General features: G+C 57.8%; 23 protein-coding genes, 1 tRNA gene and 1 pseudogene. 16 read left to right on the top strand and 9 right to left on the bottom strand.

Annotated elements, in window-relative coordinates; genetic code table 11:
* Window positions 1–42 precede the first annotated feature (42 nt).
* From UCMB321_RS16090 to hpaR (UCMB321_RS16065), 7 genes and pseudogenes are all read left to right on the top strand, one after another.
* Window positions 43–118, top strand: a tRNA-Gly gene (locus tag UCMB321_RS16090).
* Window positions 119–582: 464 nt separating this feature from the next.
* Window positions 583–1,948 (top strand): annotated as a pseudogene (ltrA, locus tag UCMB321_RS16085) (group II intron reverse transcriptase/maturase).
* Window positions 1,949–2,235: 287 nt separating this feature from the next.
* Window positions 2,236–2,829 carry a tyrosine-type recombinase/integrase gene (locus UCMB321_RS16080; RefSeq protein ID WP_052451259.1) on the top strand — a complete coding sequence of 198 codons (594 nt, stop codon included), beginning with the start codon at window positions 2,236–2,238 and terminating at the stop codon, window positions 2,827–2,829.
* Between the two features lie 51 nt (window positions 2,830–2,880).
* Window positions 2,881–3,054, top strand: a complete 174-nt coding sequence (locus UCMB321_RS30750; protein WP_157015974.1) for a hypothetical protein — start codon at window positions 2,881–2,883, stop codon at window positions 3,052–3,054.
* Between the two features lie 15 nt (window positions 3,055–3,069).
* Window positions 3,070–4,239: a p-hydroxyphenylacetate 3-hydroxylase oxygenase component gene (locus UCMB321_RS16075; protein WP_040068560.1), complete on the top strand. Its 1,170-nt coding sequence runs from the start codon at window positions 3,070–3,072 to the stop codon at window positions 4,237–4,239.
* A gap of 70 nt (window positions 4,240–4,309) precedes the next feature.
* Window positions 4,310–5,266 carry a p-hydroxyphenylacetate 3-hydroxylase reductase component gene (locus UCMB321_RS16070; RefSeq protein ID WP_040068557.1) on the top strand — a complete coding sequence of 319 codons (957 nt, stop codon included), beginning with the start codon at window positions 4,310–4,312 and terminating at the stop codon, window positions 5,264–5,266.
* A gap of 215 nt (window positions 5,267–5,481) precedes the next feature.
* Window positions 5,482–5,904 (top strand): homoprotocatechuate degradation operon regulator HpaR, encoded by a 423-nt coding sequence (gene hpaR, locus UCMB321_RS16065; protein ID WP_040068664.1) that lies wholly within the window; start codon window positions 5,482–5,484, stop codon window positions 5,902–5,904.
* Window positions 5,905–5,980: 76 nt separating this feature from the next.
* Here hpaR (UCMB321_RS16065) and hpaI read toward each other — a convergent pair whose 3' ends face one another.
* The 8 genes from hpaI to UCMB321_RS16025 form a co-directional block, all read right to left on the bottom strand.
* The gene (gene hpaI / locus UCMB321_RS16060; protein WP_040068555.1) at window positions 5,981–6,781 is read right to left on the bottom strand and encodes a 4-hydroxy-2-oxoheptanedioate aldolase; all 801 of its coding nucleotides are present in this window, start codon (window positions 6,779–6,781) and stop codon (window positions 5,981–5,983) included.
* Window positions 6,782–6,799: 18 nt separating this feature from the next.
* Window positions 6,800–7,603 (bottom strand): 2-oxo-hept-4-ene-1,7-dioate hydratase, encoded by an 804-nt coding sequence (gene hpaH / locus UCMB321_RS16055; protein WP_040068553.1) that lies wholly within the window; start codon window positions 7,601–7,603, stop codon window positions 6,800–6,802.
* 13 nt (window positions 7,604–7,616) lie between these two features.
* Entirely contained in the window at window positions 7,617–8,921 is a 1,305-nt protein-coding gene (locus UCMB321_RS16050; protein WP_040068662.1) for an MFS transporter, read from the bottom strand.
* Between the two features lie 50 nt (window positions 8,922–8,971).
* Entirely contained in the window at window positions 8,972–9,364 is a 393-nt protein-coding gene (locus UCMB321_RS16045) for a 5-carboxymethyl-2-hydroxymuconate Delta-isomerase (RefSeq protein WP_040068551.1), read from the bottom strand.
* Window positions 9,365–9,413: 49 nt separating this feature from the next.
* Window positions 9,414–10,271, bottom strand: coding sequence for a 3,4-dihydroxyphenylacetate 2,3-dioxygenase (gene hpaD / locus UCMB321_RS16040; RefSeq protein ID WP_040068549.1), 858 nt, complete (start codon window positions 10,269–10,271; stop codon window positions 9,414–9,416).
* A gap of 105 nt (window positions 10,272–10,376) precedes the next feature.
* A complete protein-coding gene (hpaE, locus tag UCMB321_RS16035) occupies window positions 10,377–11,837 on the bottom strand; it encodes a 5-carboxymethyl-2-hydroxymuconate semialdehyde dehydrogenase (RefSeq protein ID WP_040068547.1) in 1,461 nt (486 codons plus the stop codon).
* 5 nt (window positions 11,838–11,842) lie between these two features.
* Entirely contained in the window at window positions 11,843–12,613 is a 771-nt protein-coding gene (locus UCMB321_RS16030; protein ID WP_040068545.1) for a fumarylacetoacetate hydrolase family protein, read from the bottom strand.
* 11 nt (window positions 12,614–12,624) lie between these two features.
* On the bottom strand, window positions 12,625–13,281 hold the full coding sequence (locus UCMB321_RS16025) for a fumarylacetoacetate hydrolase family protein (RefSeq protein ID WP_040068542.1): 657 nt from the start codon (window positions 13,279–13,281) through the stop codon (window positions 12,625–12,627).
* A gap of 189 nt (window positions 13,282–13,470) precedes the next feature.
* On the opposite strand from UCMB321_RS16025, the gene hpaA reads away from it, so the two are divergent.
* The 9 genes from hpaA to UCMB321_RS15985 all read left to right on the top strand — a co-directional run bounded on the left by hpaA (window position 13,471) and on the right by UCMB321_RS15985 (window position 20,500).
* Window positions 13,471–14,373, top strand: coding sequence for a 4-hydroxyphenylacetate catabolism regulatory protein HpaA (gene hpaA, locus UCMB321_RS16020; protein ID WP_040068541.1), 903 nt, complete (start codon window positions 13,471–13,473; stop codon window positions 14,371–14,373).
* Window positions 14,374–14,561: 188 nt separating this feature from the next.
* Entirely contained in the window at window positions 14,562–14,984 is a 423-nt protein-coding gene (gene hpaR / locus UCMB321_RS16015) for a homoprotocatechuate degradation operon regulator HpaR (RefSeq protein WP_040068539.1), read from the top strand.
* A 70-nt stretch (window positions 14,985–15,054) separates the two neighbouring features.
* Window positions 15,055–15,288, top strand: coding sequence for a 2Fe-2S iron-sulfur cluster-binding protein (locus UCMB321_RS30160; protein WP_280806657.1), 234 nt, complete (start codon window positions 15,055–15,057; stop codon window positions 15,286–15,288).
* Window positions 15,289–15,448: 160 nt separating this feature from the next.
* Window positions 15,449–16,291 (top strand): ABC transporter substrate-binding protein, encoded by an 843-nt coding sequence (locus tag UCMB321_RS16010; protein WP_040068537.1) that lies wholly within the window; start codon window positions 15,449–15,451, stop codon window positions 16,289–16,291.
* An 18-nt stretch (window positions 16,292–16,309) separates the two neighbouring features.
* Window positions 16,310–17,299, top strand: coding sequence for a fumarylacetoacetate hydrolase family protein (locus UCMB321_RS16005; RefSeq protein ID WP_040068534.1), 990 nt, complete (start codon window positions 16,310–16,312; stop codon window positions 17,297–17,299).
* A gap of 11 nt (window positions 17,300–17,310) precedes the next feature.
* Window positions 17,311–17,781 carry a PaaI family thioesterase gene (locus UCMB321_RS16000; RefSeq protein ID WP_040068532.1) on the top strand — a complete coding sequence of 157 codons (471 nt, stop codon included), beginning with the start codon at window positions 17,311–17,313 and terminating at the stop codon, window positions 17,779–17,781.
* A gap of 59 nt (window positions 17,782–17,840) precedes the next feature.
* The gene (locus UCMB321_RS15995) at window positions 17,841–18,380 is read left to right on the top strand and encodes a cupin domain-containing protein (RefSeq protein WP_040068529.1); all 540 of its coding nucleotides are present in this window, start codon (window positions 17,841–17,843) and stop codon (window positions 18,378–18,380) included.
* The gene (kce, locus tag UCMB321_RS15990; RefSeq protein WP_040068527.1) at window positions 18,377–19,303 is read left to right on the top strand and encodes a 3,5-dioxohexanoate:acetyl-CoA acetone transferase; all 927 of its coding nucleotides are present in this window, start codon (window positions 18,377–18,379) and stop codon (window positions 19,301–19,303) included. The genes UCMB321_RS15995 and kce overlap by 4 nt, the downstream gene beginning before the upstream one ends.
* Before the next feature lie 90 nt (window positions 19,304–19,393).
* A complete protein-coding gene (locus tag UCMB321_RS15985) occupies window positions 19,394–20,500 on the top strand; it encodes an FAD-dependent monooxygenase (protein WP_040068525.1) in 1,107 nt (368 codons plus the stop codon).
* 75 nt (window positions 20,501–20,575) lie between these two features.
* On the opposite strand, the gene UCMB321_RS15980 is transcribed toward UCMB321_RS15985, so the two are convergent.
* Complete coding sequence (locus tag UCMB321_RS15980) at window positions 20,576–21,379, bottom strand: TetR/AcrR family transcriptional regulator (RefSeq protein ID WP_209437182.1); 804 nt, start codon at window positions 21,377–21,379, stop codon at window positions 20,576–20,578.
* Window positions 21,380–21,422 lie beyond the last annotated feature (43 nt).

Genomic DNA, 21,422 nt, shown 5'->3' with positions numbered 1-21,422 from the left:
TGACGGGGTGCGTAGAATCTATAAAATGCGCATCACCAAGACGCGGGAATAGCTCAGTTGGTAGAGCACGACCTTGCCAAGGTCGGGGTCGCGAGTTCGAGTCTCGTTTCCCGCTCCAAATTATGGTTACAAGGACTTCCATCAAAATCTGATGATGGTCCTTAAGCCTTTGAAAAAGCGACCTTAGGGTCGCTTTTTTCGTTGTGCGCCCAGCATGGGCGCAATCTTGTGGGTGAAAGTCCCGCCGTAAGCTGACCACAGCGAACGAAGTGAAGCGCAACTGCATGAGGGCGACCGAATGTGGGGAGGAAGCGTGAATCGAAGCCGCGAGCCGATGGACAAGAACCGGATACAAGGCGATGCCGATCAGGGCGAGCGGGCAACTAACCGCGAAGCTCTTGTGGTCAAAGGTCAGGCAGCGTAAATCCGGCGGTTGTGCGGTGAAGGATTGCGTTCTTACCTGGGGAGATCTCGCCTCATGCCTGAAAGGGCGACGGCGCAAGCCGGAGCGAGAAGTCAGCAGAGGCCGTAGTAGTCCTTTTTTTTTGACGAAGGGCCGAACGAGAGAAAGCGTTATAGGCCATGTTGATGCGAAAAACCGGAAGTCAGATGCCTGCCAAACGCGGGGCGGGTGGAGACAACGAGCGGTGAAGCCGTGAGAAGTCCCATCAGTGACGAGGTCAATCGCCCGCAAGATGAATCCGATAACGCAGGGCAAGGGCTGCTGGAACGAGCCTTTGCGAGAGAAAACCTGAAACGGGCGTGGAAACGGGTTAAGGCCAACAAAGGCGCAGCGGGAGTCGATGGTCTGGACATTGAACAGACCGCCGAGCATCTGCTGAGTCAGTGGGCAGTGATTCGTGAACAGCTCCTCTCTGGTGCCTACCGGCCCAGTCCGGTACGACGTGTGGTCATTCCGAAGCCCGATGGCGGCGAACGCGAGTTGGGTATCCCGACGGTCACCGATCGTTTGATCCAACAAGCGCTACTGCAAGTTTTGCAGCCACTACTCGATCCAACTTTCAGTGAACACAGCTATGGCTTTCGCCCGGGACGTAGTGCGCAGGACGCGGTGTTGGCGGCTCAGCGCCATGTGTCTTCGGGTCGAAAAGTGGTGGTTGATGTGGACCTGGAGAAGTTCTTCGACCGGGTCGATCACGATATTTTTGATTGATCGCTTACGCAGACGGATTTTGGATCGGGCGGTTATCCGCTTGGTCCGTGCCTATCTGGATGCGGGGACACTGATCAATGGTGTGGTCGAGAAAAACCGTGGCGGGGCGCCGCAAGGCGGTCCGCTGTCGCCATTGCTGGCGAACGTGCTGTTGGACGAAGTGGATCGGGAGCTTGAACGCCGAGGCCATTGTTTTGTGCGCTATGCAGACGATGCGAATGTGTATGTTCGCAGCCACAAGGCAGGGCAGAGGGTGATGGCCCTGCTCAAGCGGCTGTATGAAAAGCTGCACTTGAGTGTCAACGAAAGCAAGAGTGCGGTGGCCAGCGCGTTCGGTCGCAAGTTTCTGGGATACGCCTTCTGGGCCTCTCCACAAGGTGTCAAAAGAGCCGTGGCGGTCAAGGCGCGCAAGCGGTTCAAGCAACGAATACGCGAACTGACCCGTCGATCAGGCGGTCGCAGTCTGCGACAAGTTGTCGAGAACCTACGCCCTTATCTGTTGGGCTGGAAAACCTACTTTGGGCTGTCACAGACGCCGAAAGTCTGGCGCAAGCTGGACGAGTGGATAAGGCACCGATTGAGGGCGGTCCAACTCAAGCAGTGGAAGCGTAATTCGACGATTTATCGTGAGCTGCGAGCACTGGGTGCGAATGACCGTGTAGCGCAGAAGGTGGCGGGAAACGCCTGCCGCTGGTGGCTAACAGCCGATTTGAGCTCAATCGAGTATTGGATGTGGCACGGTTTGACAGGATGGGGCTGGTGCGACTCTCATAACCTCAATCTCTCGAACCGCCCGGTGCGGACCCGCATGCCGGGTGGTGTGGCAGGGGAGCGGCCTATGAAGGCCGTCCCCTATGCCGATTGTGGAGTTCCATCAAGGGCTCCTGCCAGCCAGAAAAAAGTTGTCCTGAATCTTGTCATCGAAAACGGACAGCTCTGGTCTCTCAAAAACGATTCGTACGCTTCACCTCGCTGATCACACTGCCCCCGTCAATTGAGGGGTTCATGTCATCAGTCCCGAGCTAGCCCACTGTTGGGAGAGACTCGGACGGAGGTGCCGTATGTCTTTAACCGATACTGCCGTTCGGCAGGCTAGACCTCAAAAATGTAGCTACTACCTGTGTGATGGCCGAGGCCTTTCGCTCATGGTGCCAACCAATGGCTCCAAGCTTTGGCATTTCAGGTTCCAGTGGAGAGGGCAGACCAAGAGAATGTCCCTGGGGCCTTACCCGGAAATTTCCTTGAAGGACGCTCGCGAGTTGCGAGAGGAAGCGCGATCGCTGGTCGTCAAGGGCATTGATCCGCGTCTGCACCGACGTAAGCAGCTCGATTACGATGCTGAGTTGAGCAATGCCTTTGAGGCCGTATTTGCGCGCTGGCGGGCCTTCAAGGCCAAGCGCTTGAGCATGGGGCGGCAATGCACGCTGGTGCAGATCGATCGTTTCTTTCAGAAAGATATCCTGCCCGGACTGGGCAAGCTCCTGGTGCCAGAGATACAGCGGGCTGATCTGCTCATGACAATCCGCCGTATAGAGAAACGCAACGCCTTGTCTACTGCTGGCAAGTGCCGAGGCTGGCTCAAAGAGATGTTCCGCTTCGCCATTGCCGAGGGGCTGCTCGACTATAACCCCGCCAGCGATTGCCCTGACCATTGAGGTCAGGAAGGTGTATCTATCCGTGAAGATTTGTTTTGACCGCGGAGGGGCATGTCGGTGTCTGTCAGATGGATTGCAGGTGTGTGTGCCCTGCTTGGCTGGTTGCCTATGGAAAGTACAATCTTGGCTTTGGAAGATGCATTTTTCAGCGTGATCGATCGCACCATACTGGCCCTGCATCCGGCGCCGTTGCACAGCTTTGAACGTCTGCCGGACATCCAATAATAAGCAGGGCCATCCATGAAAAAGTCAAACCCGCTCCTCGAAGACCTCAAGTCCATTCTGCCGACCATCGCCGCCAATGCCTTTCGGACCGAGCAGGAGCGCAAGGTCCCCGACGAGAACATTGCGCTGCTCAAAAGCATCGGTCTGCACCGTGCCTTCCAGCCGCGCCAGTTCGGCGGCATGGAAATCTCACTGCCACAATTTGCCGACTGCATTGCGTTGCTCGCCGGCGCTTGTGCCAGCACCGCGTGGGCGATGAGCCTGCTGTGTACCCACAGCCATCAACTGGCGCTGTTCTCGGCCAAATTGCAGCAGGAGGTCTGGGGCGATGACCCGGATGCCACGGCCAGTAGCAGTATCGCGCCGTTCGGCCGCACTGAAGAAACTGAAGGCGGTGTCCTGTTCAGCGGTGAAATGGGCTGGAGCAGCGGTTCCGATCACGCCGAATGGGCGATTGTTGGTTTCCGTCGCAAAAACGCTGAGGGCTCCCAAGACTACTGCTTTGCGGTAGTGCCACGCAGTGACTACCAGATCCGTGACGACTGGTTCGCCGCCGGCATGAAAGGCAGCGGCACCAAGACCTTGATCATCGACAATGTGCTGGTGCCAGAACATCGGATCCAGAAAGCCAAGGACATGATGGAAGGCAAGTCCGCAGGTTTCGGCCTGTACCCGGACAGCAAGATTTTCTACTCGCCCTATCGTCCTTACTTCGCCAGTGGTTTCGCCACCGTGAGCCTGGGGGTGGCCGAGCGGATGCTGGAAGTGTTCCGTGAAAAAACCAAGACCCGCGTGCGTGCGTACACCGGGGCGGCGGTCGGTGCGGCGACCCCGGCATTGATGCGCCTGGCCGAGTCGACTCATCAGGTGGCTGCCGCCCGGGCCTTTCTCGAAAAGACCTGGCAGGAACACGCCGAGCACAGTGAGCAGCATCGTTATCCCAGTCGCGAGGCCCTGGCGTTCTGGCGCACTAACCAGGCGTACGCGACCAAGATGTGCATTCAGGCTGTAGATCGCTTGTTCGAAGTCGCCGGTGGCAACGCCTGGTTCGAGCACAATGAGATGCAGCGTCTGTTCCGCGACTCGCACATGACCGGGGCCCATGCCTACACCGATTATGACGTCTGTGCGCAGATCCTCGGCCGCGAGCTGATGGGCCTGGAGCCCGATCCGAGCCTGGCCTAAGTCGAACGGCTATACAACGCCCCCATAACAACAATCAGGACTGCTCCTGGAAGCAGTCCGGGAGTCTTGCATGTCTCAAAACAGCGCTTGCGCCGCCATCGAAACGACCTTCGATCCACGGGCCTTCCGCCGGGCCCTGGGCAACTTCGCCACTGGCGTGACCGTGGTCACCGCCGCCACCGCTTCCGGGCGCAAGGTCGGCGTTACGGCCAACAGCTTCAACTCGGTGTCCCTGGATCCGCCTCTGGTGCTGTGGAGCATCGACAAACGCTCCAACAGCCACGAGGTATTCGAGCAGGCCAGCCATTTTGCGGTCAACGTGCTGGCGGCGGACCAGATCGACCTCTCCAACAATTTCGCCCGCCCCAAGGAAGATCGCTTCGCCGAAATCGAATTCGAAGCGGGCGAGGGTGGTTCGCCGGTATTCGCCGATTGCTCGGCGCGTTTTCACTGCGAGAAATATCAGCAGCTAGACGGTGGCGATCACTGGATCATGATCGGTAAAGTCATCGCCTTCGATGACTTCGGCCGCTCGCCTTTGCTCTATCACCAGGGCGCCTACTCCATGGTCCTGCCGCATACCCGCATGACCAAACGTGATGAAAACCAACCGCCGAGCAGTCATTTCCAGGGGCGCCTGAGCCACAACCTGTATTACTTGATGACCCAGGCGGTACGGGCATATCAGTCCAGCTACCAACCTCGGCAATTGTCTACCGGCCTACGTACCAGCGAGGCGCGGATGCTCATGGTGCTGGAGAGCGACGCCGGCCTGAGCGTGAGCGATCTGTTGCGCGAGGTGGCGATGCCTGTGCGGGAAATTGATGAAGCGGTGGCCAACCTCAAGCGCAAAGGCCTGGTCAACGACGATGACCACCGCGTGCGCCTGACCGCCACCGGCATTGAGCAGACCGAGGACCTCTGGGCGATTGCCCGGGAGCAGCAGGACAAGGTGTTTGCCGATTTCAGCGAAGAGCAGATCGAAACCTTCAAGACGGTCTTGAAGAAGCTCATCAGCCATTGTTGAGCGGCCTTCAATGTTCTACGGCGCCTGGGGCGCCGTTTTGCTTCATGGTAGACAGGGACAAACGCAACATCATCTGGAAGGTGTAGGTGTAGGTGTAGGTGTAGGTGTAGGTGTAGGTGTAGGTGTAGGTGTAGGTGTAGGTGTAGGTGTAGCGGGTTGGACAATGCTAGAATTTCGTTAAATTATTAACTAAATATGCCGTGATCCTGACGCCGATGCTCAAACCCCGACAGTCCCTGACGTTGACCCTCTTGCAGGCCCGTGAAGCGGCCATGAGTTTCTTCCGTCCCTCGCTCAACCAGCATGGTTTGACCGAGCAGCAATGGCGGGTTATCCGCATTCTCAGCCAGCACGACGAGCTGGAGATCTACCAACTGGCCGAGCTGGCCTGCATCCTCAAGCCGAGCATGACCGGTGTTCTGGTGCGCATGGAGGCGGCGGGTATGGTTCAGCGGCGCAAGGCCGAGCAGGATCAGCGGCGGGTGCTGGTGAGCCTGGCCGAGAAGGGCAAGGCTAGCTTTGAGTCCATGAGCCAATGCATGGAAGAGAACTACCAGCGGCTGCAGGCGCAGTTGGGCGAGGAGAAATTGCAGACCTTGCTCGGGCTGCTCAATGAGTTGAAGACCATCAGGCGTTGAATGCCAATGCAAACACCGCCTCTGTAGGAGCGAGCATCGAACGTTGACCGGCTGCTCCTACGGAGGGGCGGTGTGTTCAGTACACGCCGCCCGCACTTGTCGAGGCCGGAACATCCTTGAATTTACCTGCGAGAGTTTGCAGGCCACGCATCAGCACCGTGGTGTCGACACCCACGGCAACGAACGCAGCGCCCAGCGCGATATAACGTCGGGCCAGCGCCTCGTCGGCACTGAGAATACCGGCGGCCTTGCCGGCTCGCTTGATCCGCACGATGGCGTCCTCGATGGCCGCCTGAACCTCGGGATGCCCTGGGTTGCCGCGATGGCCCATGGACGCACTCAAATCCGCTGGGCCGATAAACACCCCGTCGACCCCCTCGACCGCGGCGATGGCATCCAGGTTGGCCAGGCCTTCGCGGTTCTCGATCTGCACCAGCAGGCACATCTGTGTATCGGCCTGGTCCAGGTAACCGGGAATGCTGTTCCAGCGTGATGCCCGCGCCAGCGCGCTGCCGACGCCGCGTATCCCCTGGGGCGGATAGTGAATCGCGCGCACCAGTTCCCGTGCCTGTTGGGCACTTTCGACCATGGGCACCAGCAAGGTCTGGGCGCCGATATCCAGCACCTGCTTGATCAGCGCGCTATCGCCGATCACCGGGCGGATGATCGGCTGGCTCGCGTAGGATGCGACGGCCTGCAACTGGCCGAGCATCCCGCGCAGGTCATTGGGCGCATGTTCGCCGTCGATCAGCAGCCAGTCGAAACCGGCATTCGCTGCCAACTCGGCACAGTAGGCGTCAGCCAGGCCAAGCCAGAGGCCGATTTGCGTTTCGCCGCTTTGCAGCCTTTGTTTGAAGCGGTTGATGGGCATGTCCATGAAATGGTCCTCCAGGGATCAGACGAAGCGGCAGGAGATCGAGCCGAGCATGTCGTAGTCGACATGGAAGGTATCGCCGGGATTGGCGGCCACCGGGCGGGTAAACGAGCCGCCGAGGATAATCTGCCCCGGTTGCAGGGTGACGTCGTAAGGCGCCAGCTTGTTCGCCAGCCAGGCCACGCCTTTGGCCGGATGATTGAGCACGGCGGCGGAAACCCCGGACTCTTCGATCACGCCGTTGCGATACAACACCGCCGGCACCTTGCGCAGGTCGATTTCGGTCGGCCGCACGGCGCGCCCGCCCATGACCACGCCGGCGTTGGCGGCGTTGTCGGAAATGGTGTCGAAGACCTTGCGCGTCGCCTTGCTCTGCGGGTCGATCTGTTGAATCCGTGCGTCGATGATCTCCAGCGCCGGGATCACCCATTCGGTGGCGTCGAGCACGTCGAAAATAGTGCAGTTCGGGCCCTTGAGCGGTTTGCCGAGGATGAACGCCAGCTCCACTTCCACCCGCGGAACTATGAAGCGCTCGAAAGGAATGTCGGTGCCTTCATCGAAGAGCATGTCGTCGAGCAGGGCGCCGTAATCCGGTTCGCTGATGTTCGAGGACACTTGCATGGCCCGGGAGGTCAGGCCGATCTTGTGCCCGACCAGCTTGCGTCCGTCCTTGATTTTCTGCGCGACCCAGGCGCGCTGGATGGCATAGGCGTCTTCGATGGTGATCGCCGGGTGATCGAGGGAAAATTGCCGGACCTGCTCCCGGGAGCGTTCAGCGCGGTCCAGTCGGGCGGCGGCTTGCAGGATTTGCTGTTGATCGAGCATGACGAAGATCTCTTTACTGTGGGTTGACGATGGCCGCGTGGGTCCGCAGGACCAGGAAGCCGCCAAGGGCGATAAACGATGCCAGGACATACAGGGCCAGGCTGGCGCTCTGGGTGGTGTCGCGCATCCAGCCGATCAGGTAGGGCGCGAGAAACGAGGCGACGCTGCCGAACGAGCTGATCATCGCGATGCCGGCAGCCTGGCTACCGTTGGAAAGAAATGCCGGGGGCAGTTGCCAGAACATCGGCAACGCGGCACTGGCGCCCATGCCGGCGACGATCAGTCCGCCCATTACCCACAGCGGATTGCCCGGCGCCAGGCCGGCCACGGCAATACCGGCGGCGGCCATCAGGAGCGGCACGCACAGGTGCCAGCGACGTTCTAGATTGCGGTCTGACGAGCGCCCGCAACCGATCATGAAGAAACACCCGGCCAGGTAGGGCACGGCGCTGAGCAGGCCAATCTGGCTGTCGCGACCGATGCCGCTGCCGTGGATCAGGGTCGGCATCCAGAACGCCAGGGTATTGACCGCCAGCATTACCGCAAAATAGATCGCCACCAGCAGCCAGACCTGCAGATTGCGCACGATGCCGCCGAAGGAGGTGATGGACTTGCGTTGTTCTTCACTGCTGAGTTGCGCACGCAGTTGTTGTTTCTGTGTGGGGTTGAGCCACTTCACCGTTTCGAAGCTGTCCGGCAGGCACTTGAGCAGCACCAGGCCGAGAATAATCACTGGCGCGCCCTCGATCAGGAACATCCACTGCCAACCGCGCAGTCCGCCGAAGTCATGGAAACGCTCGAGAATGGCGCCGGACAGCGGCCCGCCGATCACTCCGGCCATGGGCACGGCGATAGCAAACAGTGCCGTGACTTGAGCGCGGCGCCGGGCCGGGTACCAGCGATTGAGAAAGACCAGGATCCCGGGAAAGAAACCCGCTTCGGCCACCCCCAGCAGAAAGCGCAGAACATAGAAACCGTTGGCGCTATCGATCCACAACATGCTGCTCGACAGTGCTCCCCAGACCAGCATTAGGCTGGCGATCCAGCGCCGTGGTCCCACCCGGTCAAGGGCCATGTTGCTCGGCACACCGAACAGCGCGTAGGCGATGAAGAATAGCCCGGCACCGAGGCCGTAGACTGTATCGCTGAAGTTCAGGTCGCTACTCATCTGCATCTTGGCGAAACCGATGTTGATCCGGTCCAGGTGGGCGAACAGGTAACAGACCAGCAGCAATGGCAGCAGTCGCCGAGTTACTATGCCGTGGGTGCGATCGCGCTCGGCAACGGTGCGGCTGTCGGCGATATTGGCTGTGCTCATGATGTTGTACTTTTTTGTCTGAGTGGCCATTGGCGGAGGGCGGGCGTGAATCAGCCCACCTGGTTCTTCAGGAAGGCATGCACGTTGTTCTGTTTGAAATTCAGCTCCGGGTCCAGCTCGATCATTTCGAATGACAGCGCCAACAACCGCTGTGCTTGCAGTTCGGCGAAGTGTTCAGTGATGACGTTGAACAGTTGCTCGGCGACTTTCTGCCGGGTTGCCAGGTCGCGACCGTGACCGACCTTGAGGGTCATATGGACGAAGGCGTAATCGTGCTTGCCGTCAGCCATGCGCCAGGTGTCCAGGCGCACCCCGCGACTGCGAATACCGCCCAGGGGAAATACGCCGCTGTCTCCCAGGACGGCGTGAACCTTTTCGAACAACGCGGGCAGGTTCGTCTGCTGTTCGATGTTGTCGGTGTACTCGGCGATGAAATGTGGCATGTGCGTCTCCTGGGCCACGAGCAACCCGGCGGTTGCCCGTGAGCGCATCTCAGAGGGGGAAAATGGCGTTGATCTGGCCCGTGCCGGAACTGCCGAAGGGCTCGGTCAGCACTTCCACCGGCTTGTTGTACTCGGGCCCGCCGAGCAGGCCGAGGAGCATCGCCGTGTCGTGCATCTTGCCTTCGCCGAAGCAGTGCTCGGCGTAGTCCGGGAGCATGGCGCAGAACTCCTTGAAGCGGCCTTGCTTCCACATCTCGACCACGTGCAGGTCCATCTGCTTGTCGAACTCGCGGGTCCAGTTATGAATGTTGGCTTCGGCTTCGCGGTCATCGGAGAAACGGTGCGACAGCGACCCCGAGGCCAGTACCAGCACCTTGCGGTCGCTCTTCTCGATGGCCCGGCGCACGGCGGCGCCAAAGGCAAAGCTGTCTTCGAGGCGGTGCCAGGCACACCAGGCGGCAATGGAAATCACCTTGAGCTTCTGCTCGTCGGGGACCCCCATGTGCATGTAGCGCATCGGCACCAGCGTGCCATATTCCAGCTCCAGGCTCGGGATGTTGTGAGCCATGCTGCGCACCCCGGCCAGATTGGCCTCGGCGGCGATCAACTCGCCCAGTTCCGGGCAGCCCGGGTAGGCGTATTCCATGTTCTTGATGAAGTGAGGCAGTTCGTTGCTGGTGTAGATGCCCTGGAATCGCTCGCCGCAGTTGATGTGATAGCCGCTGTTGACCAGCCAGTGCACGTCGAACACCACGGCGGTATCGGCACCCAGTTCACGGGCGCGCCGGCCAATTTCCTTGTGCCCGGCAATCGCCGCTTCGCGACAACCGTGATGCTTGCCAGGCAGTTCCGACAGGTACATTGAAGGTACGTGGCAGATCTTCGCGGCCAGGACAACTTCGCCCATGATGATTCTCCTGAAATTGTTGTTTTTCGATTCAATCTGGCGGCCAATGAAATCTGCGATGAGCCGATGCGCGACCCATCGCAGTTTTCAGCAACCACCGTTTGTTCAGAGACCCCAGCGTGGGATGTGGTGACTGCCCATGGAAATGCAGATGTTCTTGATTTCGGCGAACACCTCGAAGCTGTACTGGCCACCTTCACGACCGGTGCCGGAACCTTTCACTCCACCGAACGGCTGACGCAGGTCACGCACGTTCTGGCTATTGATGAACACCATGCCGGCCTCGATGCCATAGGCCAGACGATGCGCCTTGCCGATGTCTTGAGTCCAGATGTAGGACGCCAGGCCATATTCAGTGTCGTTGGCCAGTTGCAGGGCTTCGGCTTCATCCTTGAACGGAATCAGGCACACCACCGGACCGAAGATTTCTTCCTGAGCAATGCGCATCTTGTTGTTCACGTCGGCGAACACTGTCGGTTGAATGAACTGGCCTTTACTCAGGTGTGCTGGCAAGTTGGCCGGACGTTCCAGGCCACCGGCGAGCAGGGTGGCGCCTTCCTCGATGCCGATCTTGATGTAGCCAGTGACCTTGTCGTAGTGGGCCTGGGTGATCATCGAGCCAACCTGGGTTTTCGGGTCTTGCGGGTCGCCGACGATCAGGCGTTTGGCCCGGGCCGCAAACTCGGCGACAAACTGCGGGTAAACGCTTTCCTGGATGAAGATCCGGCTGCCGGCAGTGCAGCGTTCGCCGTTGAGCGAGAAGATAGTGAACAGTGCCGCGTCGAGGGCGCGATCCAGATCGGCATCTTCAAAGATCAGCACTGGCGACTTGCCGCCCAGCTCCATGGAGTACTTTTTCAGGCCGGCGGTCTGCATGATTTTCTTGCCGGTGGCGGTGCCGCCGGTGAAGGAAATCGCGCGTACGTCGGGGTGGCGAACCAGCGCATCACCGGCGGTGGCACCGTAACCCTGGATGACGTTGAGCACGCCCTTGGGAATCCCGGCCTCGACGGCCAGTCGCCCCAGTTCGTTGGCCGTCAGCGGTGACAGTTCGGACATTTTCAGCACGGCCGTGTTGCCCAGCGCCAGGCACGGCGCGGTCTTCCAGGTCGCCGTCATGAACGGCACGTTCCACGGCGACACCAGACCACAGACACCCACCGGTTGGTACAAGGTGTAGTTGAGCATCTGGTCGTCGACCGGGTAGCTGTGACCGTCCATGCGGGTGCAGACTTCAGCGAAAAAATCGAAGTTGTGCGAGGCGCGCGGGATCAACACGTTTTTGGTCTGGTGGATCGGCAGGCCGGTGTCCAGCGTCTCCAGCTCCGCCAGATGCGGAACATTCTGTTCGATCAGTTCGCCGAGCTTGCGCATCAGTCGGGCGCGCTCCTTGGCCGGCGTATTGGCCCACTTCGGGAAGGCTTCCTTGGCCGCGGCCACGGCCTGGGCGACTTCCTCGGCGCCACCGCTGGCGACTTCACCGATGGCTTCGCCGGTGGCTGGATTGTAGTTGACGAAAACATCTTTGCTTTCGACCTCACGGCCGTTGATCCAGTGTTTGATCATGCTGCTCAAGCCTCTTTACGGGCGGAGAAAAATTCCGCTTCGCTGACAATTCGATTGACCAGGCGACCGACGCCTTCCACTTCCACAATGACTTCATCGCCAGGCACCACATCGGCCAGGCCCTCTGGCGTGCCCGTAGCGATCATGTCGCCGGGCTGCAGGGTCATGAAGCTGGACAGGTACTCGATCAGGTAAGGGATGTCGAAGATCATGTCGCCGGTTGTGCCTTCCTGACGCAGTTCACCGTTGATCCAGGTGCGCAATTTCAGGTTGCCCGGGTCTGGCACGTCGGCGACGTCGACGATCCATGGGCCGACGGGCGTCGTGGCGTCGCGGTTCTTCACCCGCAGGTTGGGCCGGTAGTAGTTTTCCAGGTAGTCACGGATCGCGTAGTCGTTGCACACCGTGTAGCCGGCCAGGTACTCCAGGGCATCCTCGCGCTTGACGTTGCGCGCGGTCTTGCCGATGACCGCCACCAGTTCGCACTCGTAGTGCATGTAGGCGACGTTATCCGGACGCCAGGTGGTCTGATTGTGGCCGGTGTAGGTGCCGGGGGACTTGATGAAGGCCAGCGGCTCGGTCGGTGGTTTGAAAGCCAGTTCTGCGGCGTGATCGGCGTAGTTCAGACCCAGGGCGAACATGCTGCCGGTGGCCGGTGGCAGCCACTCGACCTGATGCTCGGCTAGCAGGCGGCCATCGGTCAGGCGCACGGCGTTATGCGCTTCGACCTGGACGCGGTGGACTTCGCCTTCAAAGCGGATACGGGCGTGTTTCATGGAAGCTCCTGTTACTCGGCCACGATGTGGTTGACGAGGCGACCGAGGCCGCTGATTTCGACTTCGACGGTGTCGCCGGGCTGGACATCGACACGGCCTTCCGGGGTGCCGGTGATCAGCACATCGCCGGCGTGCAGGGTCATGAATTCACTGATCTCTGCGATCAGTCGGGGAATGTCGCGCACGAAGTTGGCCGTGGAGTTTTGCTGGCGCAGTTCACCGTTGACGAAGAGTTTCAGACTCAACTGGTGCGGGTTGGCGACCTGGTCACGCGTCACCAGCTCCGGGCCCAGGGAACAGAAACCGTCACGGCACTTGGCTTTCACCGCCGGGCGGTAGTAGCTGTCTTCCGGCAGGCTGAACTCATTGACGACGGTGTAGCCGGCTACGTGCTCCAAAGCATCTTCAACGCTGACGCGGCTGGCGCTTTTACCGATCACCACACCCAGCGCCGGGCCCGCTTGCAGACGTTCGCCGTGCGGGTGCGGCACTACGCCGTCCTGGCCATTGCGGGTGTTGGGCGTCTTGATGAACAGCACCGGTTTGACCGGTGCTTTCTGGTAAGGCGCTTGCTCGAATTCGGCGATACGTTGGTTCAGCAACCCCTGATAGTTCAGCGCAACGCCGAACAGGGTGCCGCTCGCAACATCATGCAGGGCACGGCTCATGCTTTTCTCCTGGCAGTGGCGGGGCAGTGACTGCTCCGTCGAAAATTCGTTAACCTATTAACGTTATAATTAATATGTTAACTATCGTCAAGCGTGGCAGAGTCGTTCGGCGCTGGTGAGCTGCCGAAAACCGGCGCAGGATGGACCCCGTTGCACGGCCAATACCCCAACAAGAAAGAGCATCTCGTGATGAGCGATCGTCAGCCGATCCCCAATATCAACATCGGTCAGGTCTACGACCAGCGCTACAGCGATGCCGAAGTGCACTACGACAAACTCGGTAATTTGGCGGGATTTTTCGGTCGCAACATGCCGGTGCACCGGCATGACCGGTTCTTTCAGGTGCATTACGTGAAGAGCGGTGCGGTGCGGGTCTATCTGGATGATCAGCAGTACCTTGAGTCGGGGCCGATGTTTTTCCTTACGCCACCGACAGTGGCCCATTCCTTTGTTACTGAAGCAGACGCTGATGGGCATGTGCTCACCGTGCGCCAGCAACTGGTCTGGCAGTTGATCGAAAGCGACCCCGGGCTGGCCCCCGGTGCGCAGTTGGCCCCTGCTTGCGTGGCGCTTGGCCGCCTTGAACCTGAGTTGCAGGGTGAGGCGCGGCGCCTGGAGTTTCTGTTCGAGGAGCTACGACGCGAAATGAATAGCGCAGTCGCCGGGCACAGTGCCGCACTGTTAAGCCTGACGAGGCTGATCATGGTCAGCCTGCTGCGCCTATGCGCCAACTCCCTGAAGGCAACGCCCGCGCGGCGTGAGGACTTGCAGATATTTCATCGATTCAATGCATTGATCGAAGCCCATTACCTTGAACACTGGGCGCTTCACCGCTATGCCGAAGCTATCGGTGTTACCGAGGCGCGACTCAATGATGTGTGTCGTCGTATTGCCGACCTGCCATCTAAGCGCCTGGTGCTCGAGCGGGTCATGCAGGAAGCCAAGCGCTTGCTGTTATTCACTGGCAGTTCGGTCAATGAAATCTGCTACTTGCTCGGTTTCAGGGATCCGGCGTATTTCAGCCGGTTCTTTCTGCGCTATGCCGAGATGACGCCCGGAGAGTATCGTCAACGACAACCGGGCTTTCGCTAACAGGTAATGTTCCTGTGCAGTCGGGTTTGGTTCTGCCCAAGAAACGGCATGGCGCCGCTGGGATGCCAGGCCTGTCATACGGAGCACGCTGAGGCCTTGCTTTTAGCGCAAGGTCCTGCTGTTTCAGCCGGTTGCGCTGTTGGAGCGTCGACCTTAAGCTGTCGGCTCCTCTACTCAGCCCAGTCCCCATGGCCAACCCCAGACCTTCCCTGACCCTCACTTTGCTCCAGGCCCGCGAAGCAGTGATGGCATTTTTTCGACCCGGCTTGAACGAACATGACTTGACCGAGCAGCAATGGCGAGTGATTAGGATCCTGCGCCAGCAGGGAGAACTGGAAAGTCATCAGTTGGCTCATCAGGCCTGTATCCTCAAACCGAGCATGAGTGGTGTGCTCAAGCGCCTGGAGCGCGATGGCTTGGTGATCCGCAGGAAATCGACTGAAGACCAGCGACGCATTTTCCTCAGCCTGACGGGGCAGGGGCACCAGTGCTTCTTGTCGATGAGCGAGGGAATGGAGCGCAATTACCTCGAGATCCAGCGGCAATTCGGCGAGAAGAAAATGCAGGATTTGCTGGAGTTGCTCGAGGATCTCAAAAAAATCAAGCCCTGATTCCCATGCCGAATCGGTGTTTTGCTCCTGTGCTACAACGACCGAGTTTCAGGCTCGTCACTGACCAGGGGTGTCGGAGCGGGCGAGCGGGTTTTCACTGAGTGGAGTAATTTCCAACCACCCTGGCGTGGAGGTGATGCATTCCTGTCGCGAAGGCATCTGTGGTGCCTGTGAAGTCCGCGTGCTCGAAGGGACACCAGACCATCGCGATTCAATTCTCAGCGATGCAGAAAAACAGGCGGGTAAAACGATCTTTGTCTGCTGCTCTGGAAGCAAGACGTCTCGTATGGTCTTGGACCTGTAACGCCACCGTCCTGATGGATAGCCATCGAAATCCCTGGGATGAGCACATATCTGTTTGATTTTATGAGCTTGTTAGAGGGATCTCAGCACATTGACCTGGCTCGTTGACAATACGATACGTCTAGTATTAGATTTGTGGCACCCAGAACGAGAATAAAAAAATGTCCAATAACACTCTTCGTGTGATGTGGTTCGTCCCTCCTGCCATTGCCGTGGCAGCCTCCTGGCAAACGCCAGCCGGTTTCAATTTCGAGTCCTCCAGGACGCAATCTTCTGATGAGCAGTACCTGTCGCTGTGTGAAGGCACAGTCGACGCGGTCGTAACCTCGATCGACAACGTGCTGCACTGGAATCAGCGGCAAGGCCCTCAAGACTTCGTGGTCATTGCCCAGGTTGAAACCACTACGCCGCTTCAGTTGATCGGATCCCCTGATGTGTTCTCGCCGCGGGACTTGGCCGGCGCCAAGATTCTCGTGGATGCGCCCGAGAATGGGTTTGTCATCGCACTCAGGGCGCTCTTGCAGCAAACCGGATTGGGCCTGAACGACTATCGACTCACGCCCATAGGCGGTGTACGTGAGCGTTTCTCCGCGCTCATCGAAGGGGAGGGGGATGCAACCTTGCTAGGCCCCCCGTTCGACACCATGGCTGTACAGCGCGGGCACAACAAGCTCGCAACGATTCAAGACGTGTTCCCCAGCTTCCCTGGCCAGGGCTTGGTGGTGAGGAAGTCAGCAGGACATGCCCTCGAGAGCTTGAAAACCTGGGTTTTCCTGCTGCAGGAATCCTTGAGCACCTTGCCTGCAAACGAGGTCAGGCTGAAAGAGTCCCTGGAGGATCTTGGTCTTCCCTCGGAAGCGGTAACAGCGCTGATTAACACATTCCCTAAAACGCTGACCCCTGATCGCGGAGGCATAGAGCTTCTTATCGCGCAGCGAGCTGAGCTGGGTTTGCCAGGCGCAGAGTCCACGTATGAGCAAATTGTAGATTGCTCTTTTCTGTAACAGTTTTCGGAGAGAAAAATGAAGAAATTTTCGCTTGGGACGTTTTCTTTGAAGTCCACTCCTCAGCAACGTTTCGCTGGGCTCTTTGTAGAAGGCAAGGTCGCATCCATCGGCAGTTTGGCCGAGGAATTTGGTGTCGACGCCCTTAAGGGGAAAAGCGTCCTGGCGCTACTCGAAAATTGGGAAACCAGCTTGGCCGCGCTTGAGCGGGTTGCAGGAAAACCATCCACTTCCTCCTGGTACGCTGAAGATCAACTGACCTTCCACCCCGCCATTGACCTTCCCCGCCAGGTATTCTGCACGGGCGCGAACTACCGCAAGCATGTCGTTGATCTGACCGTTGACTCCAATGTCGGGCCCGAAGGTTTGAGTAAGGAAGAGCTCAGGAAGTGGGCTGAAGAGATGATGGATCAAAGGGTGGCGAATGGAGAACCCTATGTGTTCACCAAGCCCGTCTCCGCGATCTCGGGTGCCTATGAGGACTTGGTGCTGCCACCCACTACCACCAAGCCGGACTGGGAGCTGGAGCTGGCCGTGGTGATCGGCAAGGAGGGCTATAACATTCGGGCGGAGGACGCCATGGATTATGTGGCCGGCTATACGATCGTCAATGACATCTCCGCGCGTGACCTCATCCCTCGTACCGATTACAAAATGCTGGGTACGGATTGGATGAGGTCAAAAGGTCAACCCGGTTTTCTTCCGCTTGGCCCGTACCTGGTTCCAAAGCAATTCATAGAAGATCCGCACAATCTCTCCATGCGATTGACCGTGTCCGGTCAGACGATGCAAGACGAAACTACCGCGGACATGTTGTTCGGCATCGAACAGCAGATTGCCTATATCTCGAAATACGCGAAGCTTTTGCCGGGCGATGTTATCTGCACCGGTTCGCCCGCAGGTAATGGCACTCACTACAATCGCTTCTTGCACGACGGCGACATCATGGTTGGCGAGATTGCCGGGCTGGGTGTGCAGCGGCAAAAGTGCGTCAGTCACAACGGTTGAGGTGACAGGTAATGCAGACGATCGTTGACAATCCAGACCGCGCTTTCTTGGAGTGTGTCATTTCAGAGGCTCGGTTCGATATCCCTCTTGAGCTGACCGCTGGGCTAAGCGCGCTCAGCGCACGCCTGGTTAAAGGCCAGCCTGGAACGGTCGAACTCAGTTTCGAAGCACCTGCAACGACCATTCAAGGTAACGGGGTGGTCTGTGGCGGTACATTGATGACCATGCTCGACTATGCCATGGCGTTTGCTGTGCTCAGCAAGCTCCCTTGTGGTCAAACCTGCGCCACAACAAGCATCACAGTGAACATGCAGGCGGCGGCTCGACCGTCGCTGTTGAAGGCCGTTGCTTCTGTGGAACGTGTGGGGCGTCAGATCGCATTCGCCAAAGCTGAGCTGTATGACCCACAGCGCGAACTGCTCGTTGCCAGTGCCTCGGCAACCTTTCTGGTCATGGCGGTCAATCGTTTCCAGGCAGCGTGATACGGCAAAAAATTTTAGATAATTAAAATACTATACGTATCGTTTTTAAAGGCAGTTAAATGAATAATATGACTAAATTGGATTACAAGCCTGTTCGCCGGATCGTGACGGGGCATAACCAAGCCGGCGAATCGGTTTTCACCAGCGATGGAAATACGCCCAATGTGCTCGCTCAACCTGGTAAGCCTGTCGCTCAGGTTGTCTGGGCCACAGGGGCAGGACGCGCTGTGGGTCTGGACCCTGCGCCGGCAGGACACAAATTCGGGTTCCATTCTGAAGAAGGTTCGTTGCTTCGCATCGTCGACTTCCCCCCTGACGAGACTTATGACCAAGAAAAGCTGGTCGAGTTTCTCGACAGTGAAGGTGTTCGGGACAAGAACGAACCGCGGCATTTTTGGTTCCACAAGACGGAGTCGCTTGATTACGCCGTGGTACTCGAAGGTGAAATTGTCGCCCTGATGGATCGGGGTGAGACCGTCATGCACCCTGGCGACGTTCTGGTTCAGCGAGCCACCAACCACAGTTGGTCGAATCGGTCAGGTCGCAATTGCCGAATGCTGTTTGTTTTGCTGGCATTGAATGAAGGAGAGGCGCTGTGAGAAAAATCATCATTACTGCGGCCATTACCGGTGGGGCGCATACGCCGTCGATGTCGCCTTATCTGCCGGTTACGCCTGAAGAGATTGCCGATCAAGCCATTGAAGCAGTCAAGGCGGGAGCCGCGATCGTTCATCTTCATGCTCGTAATCCCGAGGATGGTCGGCCTACCGGCGATCCTGAGATTTTCCGTCAATTCGTGTCCCGGATCAAATCCGAAACGGATGCGATTGTGAACGTTTCGACTGGCGGTGGCGGTCCGGGCATGCCCATTGACGAAAGGGCGGCTGCCGGCGTCGCTTTGAAGCCGGAGATGTGTTCTTTGAACATGGGGTCAATAAATCTCAACCTTTCCGAGATGGCCAGCAAGGAACGAAATTGGAAGTATGGCTGGGAAGTGGAGCATCTCAATGCCACCAAAGATCTCGTGTTCAGAAACACGTTTTCCGATATTGAGTGGATCTTGCAAACCATTGGCGGATCCGGGACGCGCTTTGAGTTTGAGTGCTACGACGTCAGCCACCTGTACACGCTGAAGTACTTTTTGGACAAGGGCCTGGTTAAGCCTCCGCTGTTCATTCAGACAATTTTTGGGCTGCGCGGCGCCATGGGGGCTCACATCGAGGATGTGCTGCATCAAAAGCGTACCGCGGATCGTTTGTTTGGTTCCGACTACCACTGGTCTGTGCTGGGTGCGGGTAAAGAACAGCTTCCCCTGGCGACGCTTGCTGCCATCATGGGAGGAAACGTCCGGGTGGGGCTGGAGGATAGCTTGTATATCGGTCGTGGCGAACTGGCCGTTTCGAATGCGGCCCAGGTTCGAAAAATCAGGAAGATTATTGAGGAGTTGGGCTTTGGAGTCGCTACCCCTGACGAGGCGCGCGAAATGCTCGCGTTGAAGGGGGCGTCTAACACGGCTTTCTAGTCTCTTAATCGTCAGGCGTTGAGGGGGCTTTCCCTTCTTATGAAATCATTGTCTGTCCTAAATACAAAAATAAGTTAAGGGTGGAGCAAAATGCAAAAGATCAATAAGGTACTGATTGTAGGCACTGGCATCGGCGGCGGTGCGTTAGCCTGTGCACTTGCGGATCGTGGTATTGAGGTTCATGCCATCGATAACAAACCGTGCATTTCTGCGGCAGGAACGGGTATCTGTCTATTAGGTAACACCTTGCGGGCGCTTGATTCGATCGGGTTGAAAAGTGATTGCTTGGAGCGTGGTGCGCCTTTTCATATGTTCCGTGAGTTTGATTCAACTGGGAGTTCGATCATGGCTTGTCCAATTGGGGACAACTGTGGTATCAAACGCCCTGAACTTTCACATGTCCTGGAGTCGCACGCGACTCGGCGTGGCGCAATACTGAGTAAAAATATTTCAATAGAGTCGGTGCGCGATGATGGCCGCGCTGTGTTGGTGAGGTTTACCGATGGCTCCGAAGCGGAATATGATTTGCTGGTCGCCGCTGACGGTGCGTTCTCGCGATTGAGAGATCAGTTTTTTGGTCAGGAGTTTCGCCCAAGATTTGCCAAGCAAAGTGTTTGGCGTTTCAATGCTCGGCGACCGGCATCTCTTGACGGATTTCATATATTCCGAGCGGCGAATGGTACGGCGGTTGGTGTTCTGCCAACGTCGGCAGAAAGCTGCTATCTCTTCCACATGGAGAACAGCCAAGAACACCTCCGCTACCCTGATGATGAGCTTGACGGGTTACTGATCGAACGGCTTCGCTCCTATGATGCCCCTCTGATTCGTGATGCATTGGAGCAAATAAAATCGCCTGCTGATGTGCTGTTTCGGCCGTTTGATATCACGTTGGTTCCTGCACCTTGGCACCGGAACCGTATCGTGTTGCTGGGCGATGCTGCGCATGCTCCGACACCGCAGCTTACTTCCGGTGGAGGCATGGCCGTCGAAGATGCCGTGGTATTGGCCCAAGTATTATCAGATCATCCTGTTGATGAGGCTTTGAATATGTACAGCCAACGTCGATTTGATCGGGTGAAAAGAATTTTCGATGCGTCCTATCAACTTTCAGTCTATGAGCAAAATCCCCTGGAAAACCGCGAAAAGAGCGCAAAATTGCTGATGGAGAGTTACCAGTTTATCGCTCAGCCTTGCTAACGGGGCGTTTAGCCCTGCCGATACGAACCGGCCGCTAGGCCGGTTCTTTTTGGATGTTGTGTTGCAATAATCTGCTCAGGGCTTGGAGCCCAGCAAGTGGCAGAGATAATTAATATGTGATTCAGCAAAGGCCTCGTCCAGAGGGGCATGCCCGATCATCAGGCGCATGTAGACTGGGGCATAGATCAAGTCCATAAGTACTTCGACGTTGCTGTCGCTTGGAATGTCGCCGCTGCTTTTCCACTCCTCAAGCATTTCTCTGACAACGGCTCGCCTTCCGTAATGAAAGCGCTCCCGAAAGGCGCGAAGTATGCTGGGGTCGGATTGACCTTCGGCAATAAGTTGAGCAACCAATCGCCCAGGCCATCCAGAGTACTGTGCGACCAATGAGCGAAAATGATGCGCTATGGCGTCCCGTGGGCGCATGCCACGCGGAAACGTCGTTTTTACCAAGTGGTTTTCGATGAACGCATCGATGACCACCGACGCCTTTGAATCCCACCACCGATAGATGGTCGCCTTACTCACCCCTGCCTCTCGAGCAATCGCTTCAATGGAGATGGCCTGGATCGATTTGTCCTGCAGCAGGTGGATAACCGCATCCAGGATTTGACGGCGCGTCGCTTCGCTACGCGGGCGACCAACAGGTGATTTGTCACTCGATGCGGCTTTCTTGACCTGCATTGATAGGGTTCCTTTACTCCGATGAACGACGCCGTTTGGCTGATTTTGAACATTTTTTAAGCATAACGAAACGATTCGATCAGTATATTTGGCGTTTACCGAAAAAGCGAATGTTGATGGCACCGCGCCCATCGGGTTGCTGAACACGCTGCCGCAGGGGAGGCCCATCGCTCGGGAATGCAGCAGATAGATCAACCTACGTGCGGCACTTTACAAAACGGTACGTGCCGTATATGTT

The sequence above is a fragment of the Pseudomonas batumici genome (genome assembly GCF_000820515.1).
In the GTDB taxonomy this organism is placed as follows: domain Bacteria; phylum Pseudomonadota; class Gammaproteobacteria; order Pseudomonadales; family Pseudomonadaceae; genus Aquipseudomonas; species Aquipseudomonas batumici.
Note: the sequence above shows the minus strand (reverse complement) of the source record. Positions and strands in the feature narration are given on the sequence as shown.

Coding starts and splice junctions, on each gene's coding strand:
- UCMB321_RS16080 (WP_052451259.1), top strand. CDS start 2,236: ATGTCTTTAACCGATACTGCCGTTCGGCAGGCTAGACCTCAAAAATGT.
- UCMB321_RS30750 (WP_157015974.1), top strand. CDS start 2,881: ATGTCGGTGTCTGTCAGATGGATTGCAGGTGTGTGTGCCCTGCTTGGC.
- UCMB321_RS16075 (WP_040068560.1), top strand. CDS start 3,070: ATGAAAAAGTCAAACCCGCTCCTCGAAGACCTCAAGTCCATTCTGCCG.
- UCMB321_RS16070 (WP_040068557.1), top strand. CDS start 4,310: ATGTCTCAAAACAGCGCTTGCGCCGCCATCGAAACGACCTTCGATCCA.
- hpaR (WP_040068664.1), top strand. CDS start 5,482: ATGCTCAAACCCCGACAGTCCCTGACGTTGACCCTCTTGCAGGCCCGT.
- hpaI (WP_040068555.1), bottom strand. CDS start 6,781: ATGGACATGCCCATCAACCGCTTCAAACAAAGGCTGCAAAGCGGCGAA.
- hpaH (WP_040068553.1), bottom strand. CDS start 7,603: ATGCTCGATCAACAGCAAATCCTGCAAGCCGCCGCCCGACTGGACCGC.
- UCMB321_RS16050 (WP_040068662.1), bottom strand. CDS start 8,921: ATGAGCACAGCCAATATCGCCGACAGCCGCACCGTTGCCGAGCGCGAT.
- UCMB321_RS16045 (WP_040068551.1), bottom strand. CDS start 9,364: ATGCCACATTTCATCGCCGAGTACACCGACAACATCGAACAGCAGACG.
- hpaD (WP_040068549.1), bottom strand. CDS start 10,271: ATGGGCGAAGTTGTCCTGGCCGCGAAGATCTGCCACGTACCTTCAATG.
- hpaE (WP_040068547.1), bottom strand. CDS start 11,837: ATGATCAAACACTGGATCAACGGCCGTGAGGTCGAAAGCAAAGATGTT.
- UCMB321_RS16030 (WP_040068545.1), bottom strand. CDS start 12,613: ATGAAACACGCCCGTATCCGCTTTGAAGGCGAAGTCCACCGCGTCCAG.
- UCMB321_RS16025 (WP_040068542.1), bottom strand. CDS start 13,281: ATGAGCCGTGCCCTGCATGATGTTGCGAGCGGCACCCTGTTCGGCGTT.
- hpaA (WP_040068541.1), top strand. CDS start 13,471: ATGAGCGATCGTCAGCCGATCCCCAATATCAACATCGGTCAGGTCTAC.
- hpaR (WP_040068539.1), top strand. CDS start 14,562: ATGGCCAACCCCAGACCTTCCCTGACCCTCACTTTGCTCCAGGCCCGC.
- UCMB321_RS16010 (WP_040068537.1), top strand. CDS start 15,449: ATGTCCAATAACACTCTTCGTGTGATGTGGTTCGTCCCTCCTGCCATT.
- UCMB321_RS16005 (WP_040068534.1), top strand. CDS start 16,310: ATGAAGAAATTTTCGCTTGGGACGTTTTCTTTGAAGTCCACTCCTCAG.
- UCMB321_RS16000 (WP_040068532.1), top strand. CDS start 17,311: ATGCAGACGATCGTTGACAATCCAGACCGCGCTTTCTTGGAGTGTGTC.
- UCMB321_RS15995 (WP_040068529.1), top strand. CDS start 17,841: ATGAATAATATGACTAAATTGGATTACAAGCCTGTTCGCCGGATCGTG.
- UCMB321_RS15985 (WP_040068525.1), top strand. CDS start 19,394: ATGCAAAAGATCAATAAGGTACTGATTGTAGGCACTGGCATCGGCGGC.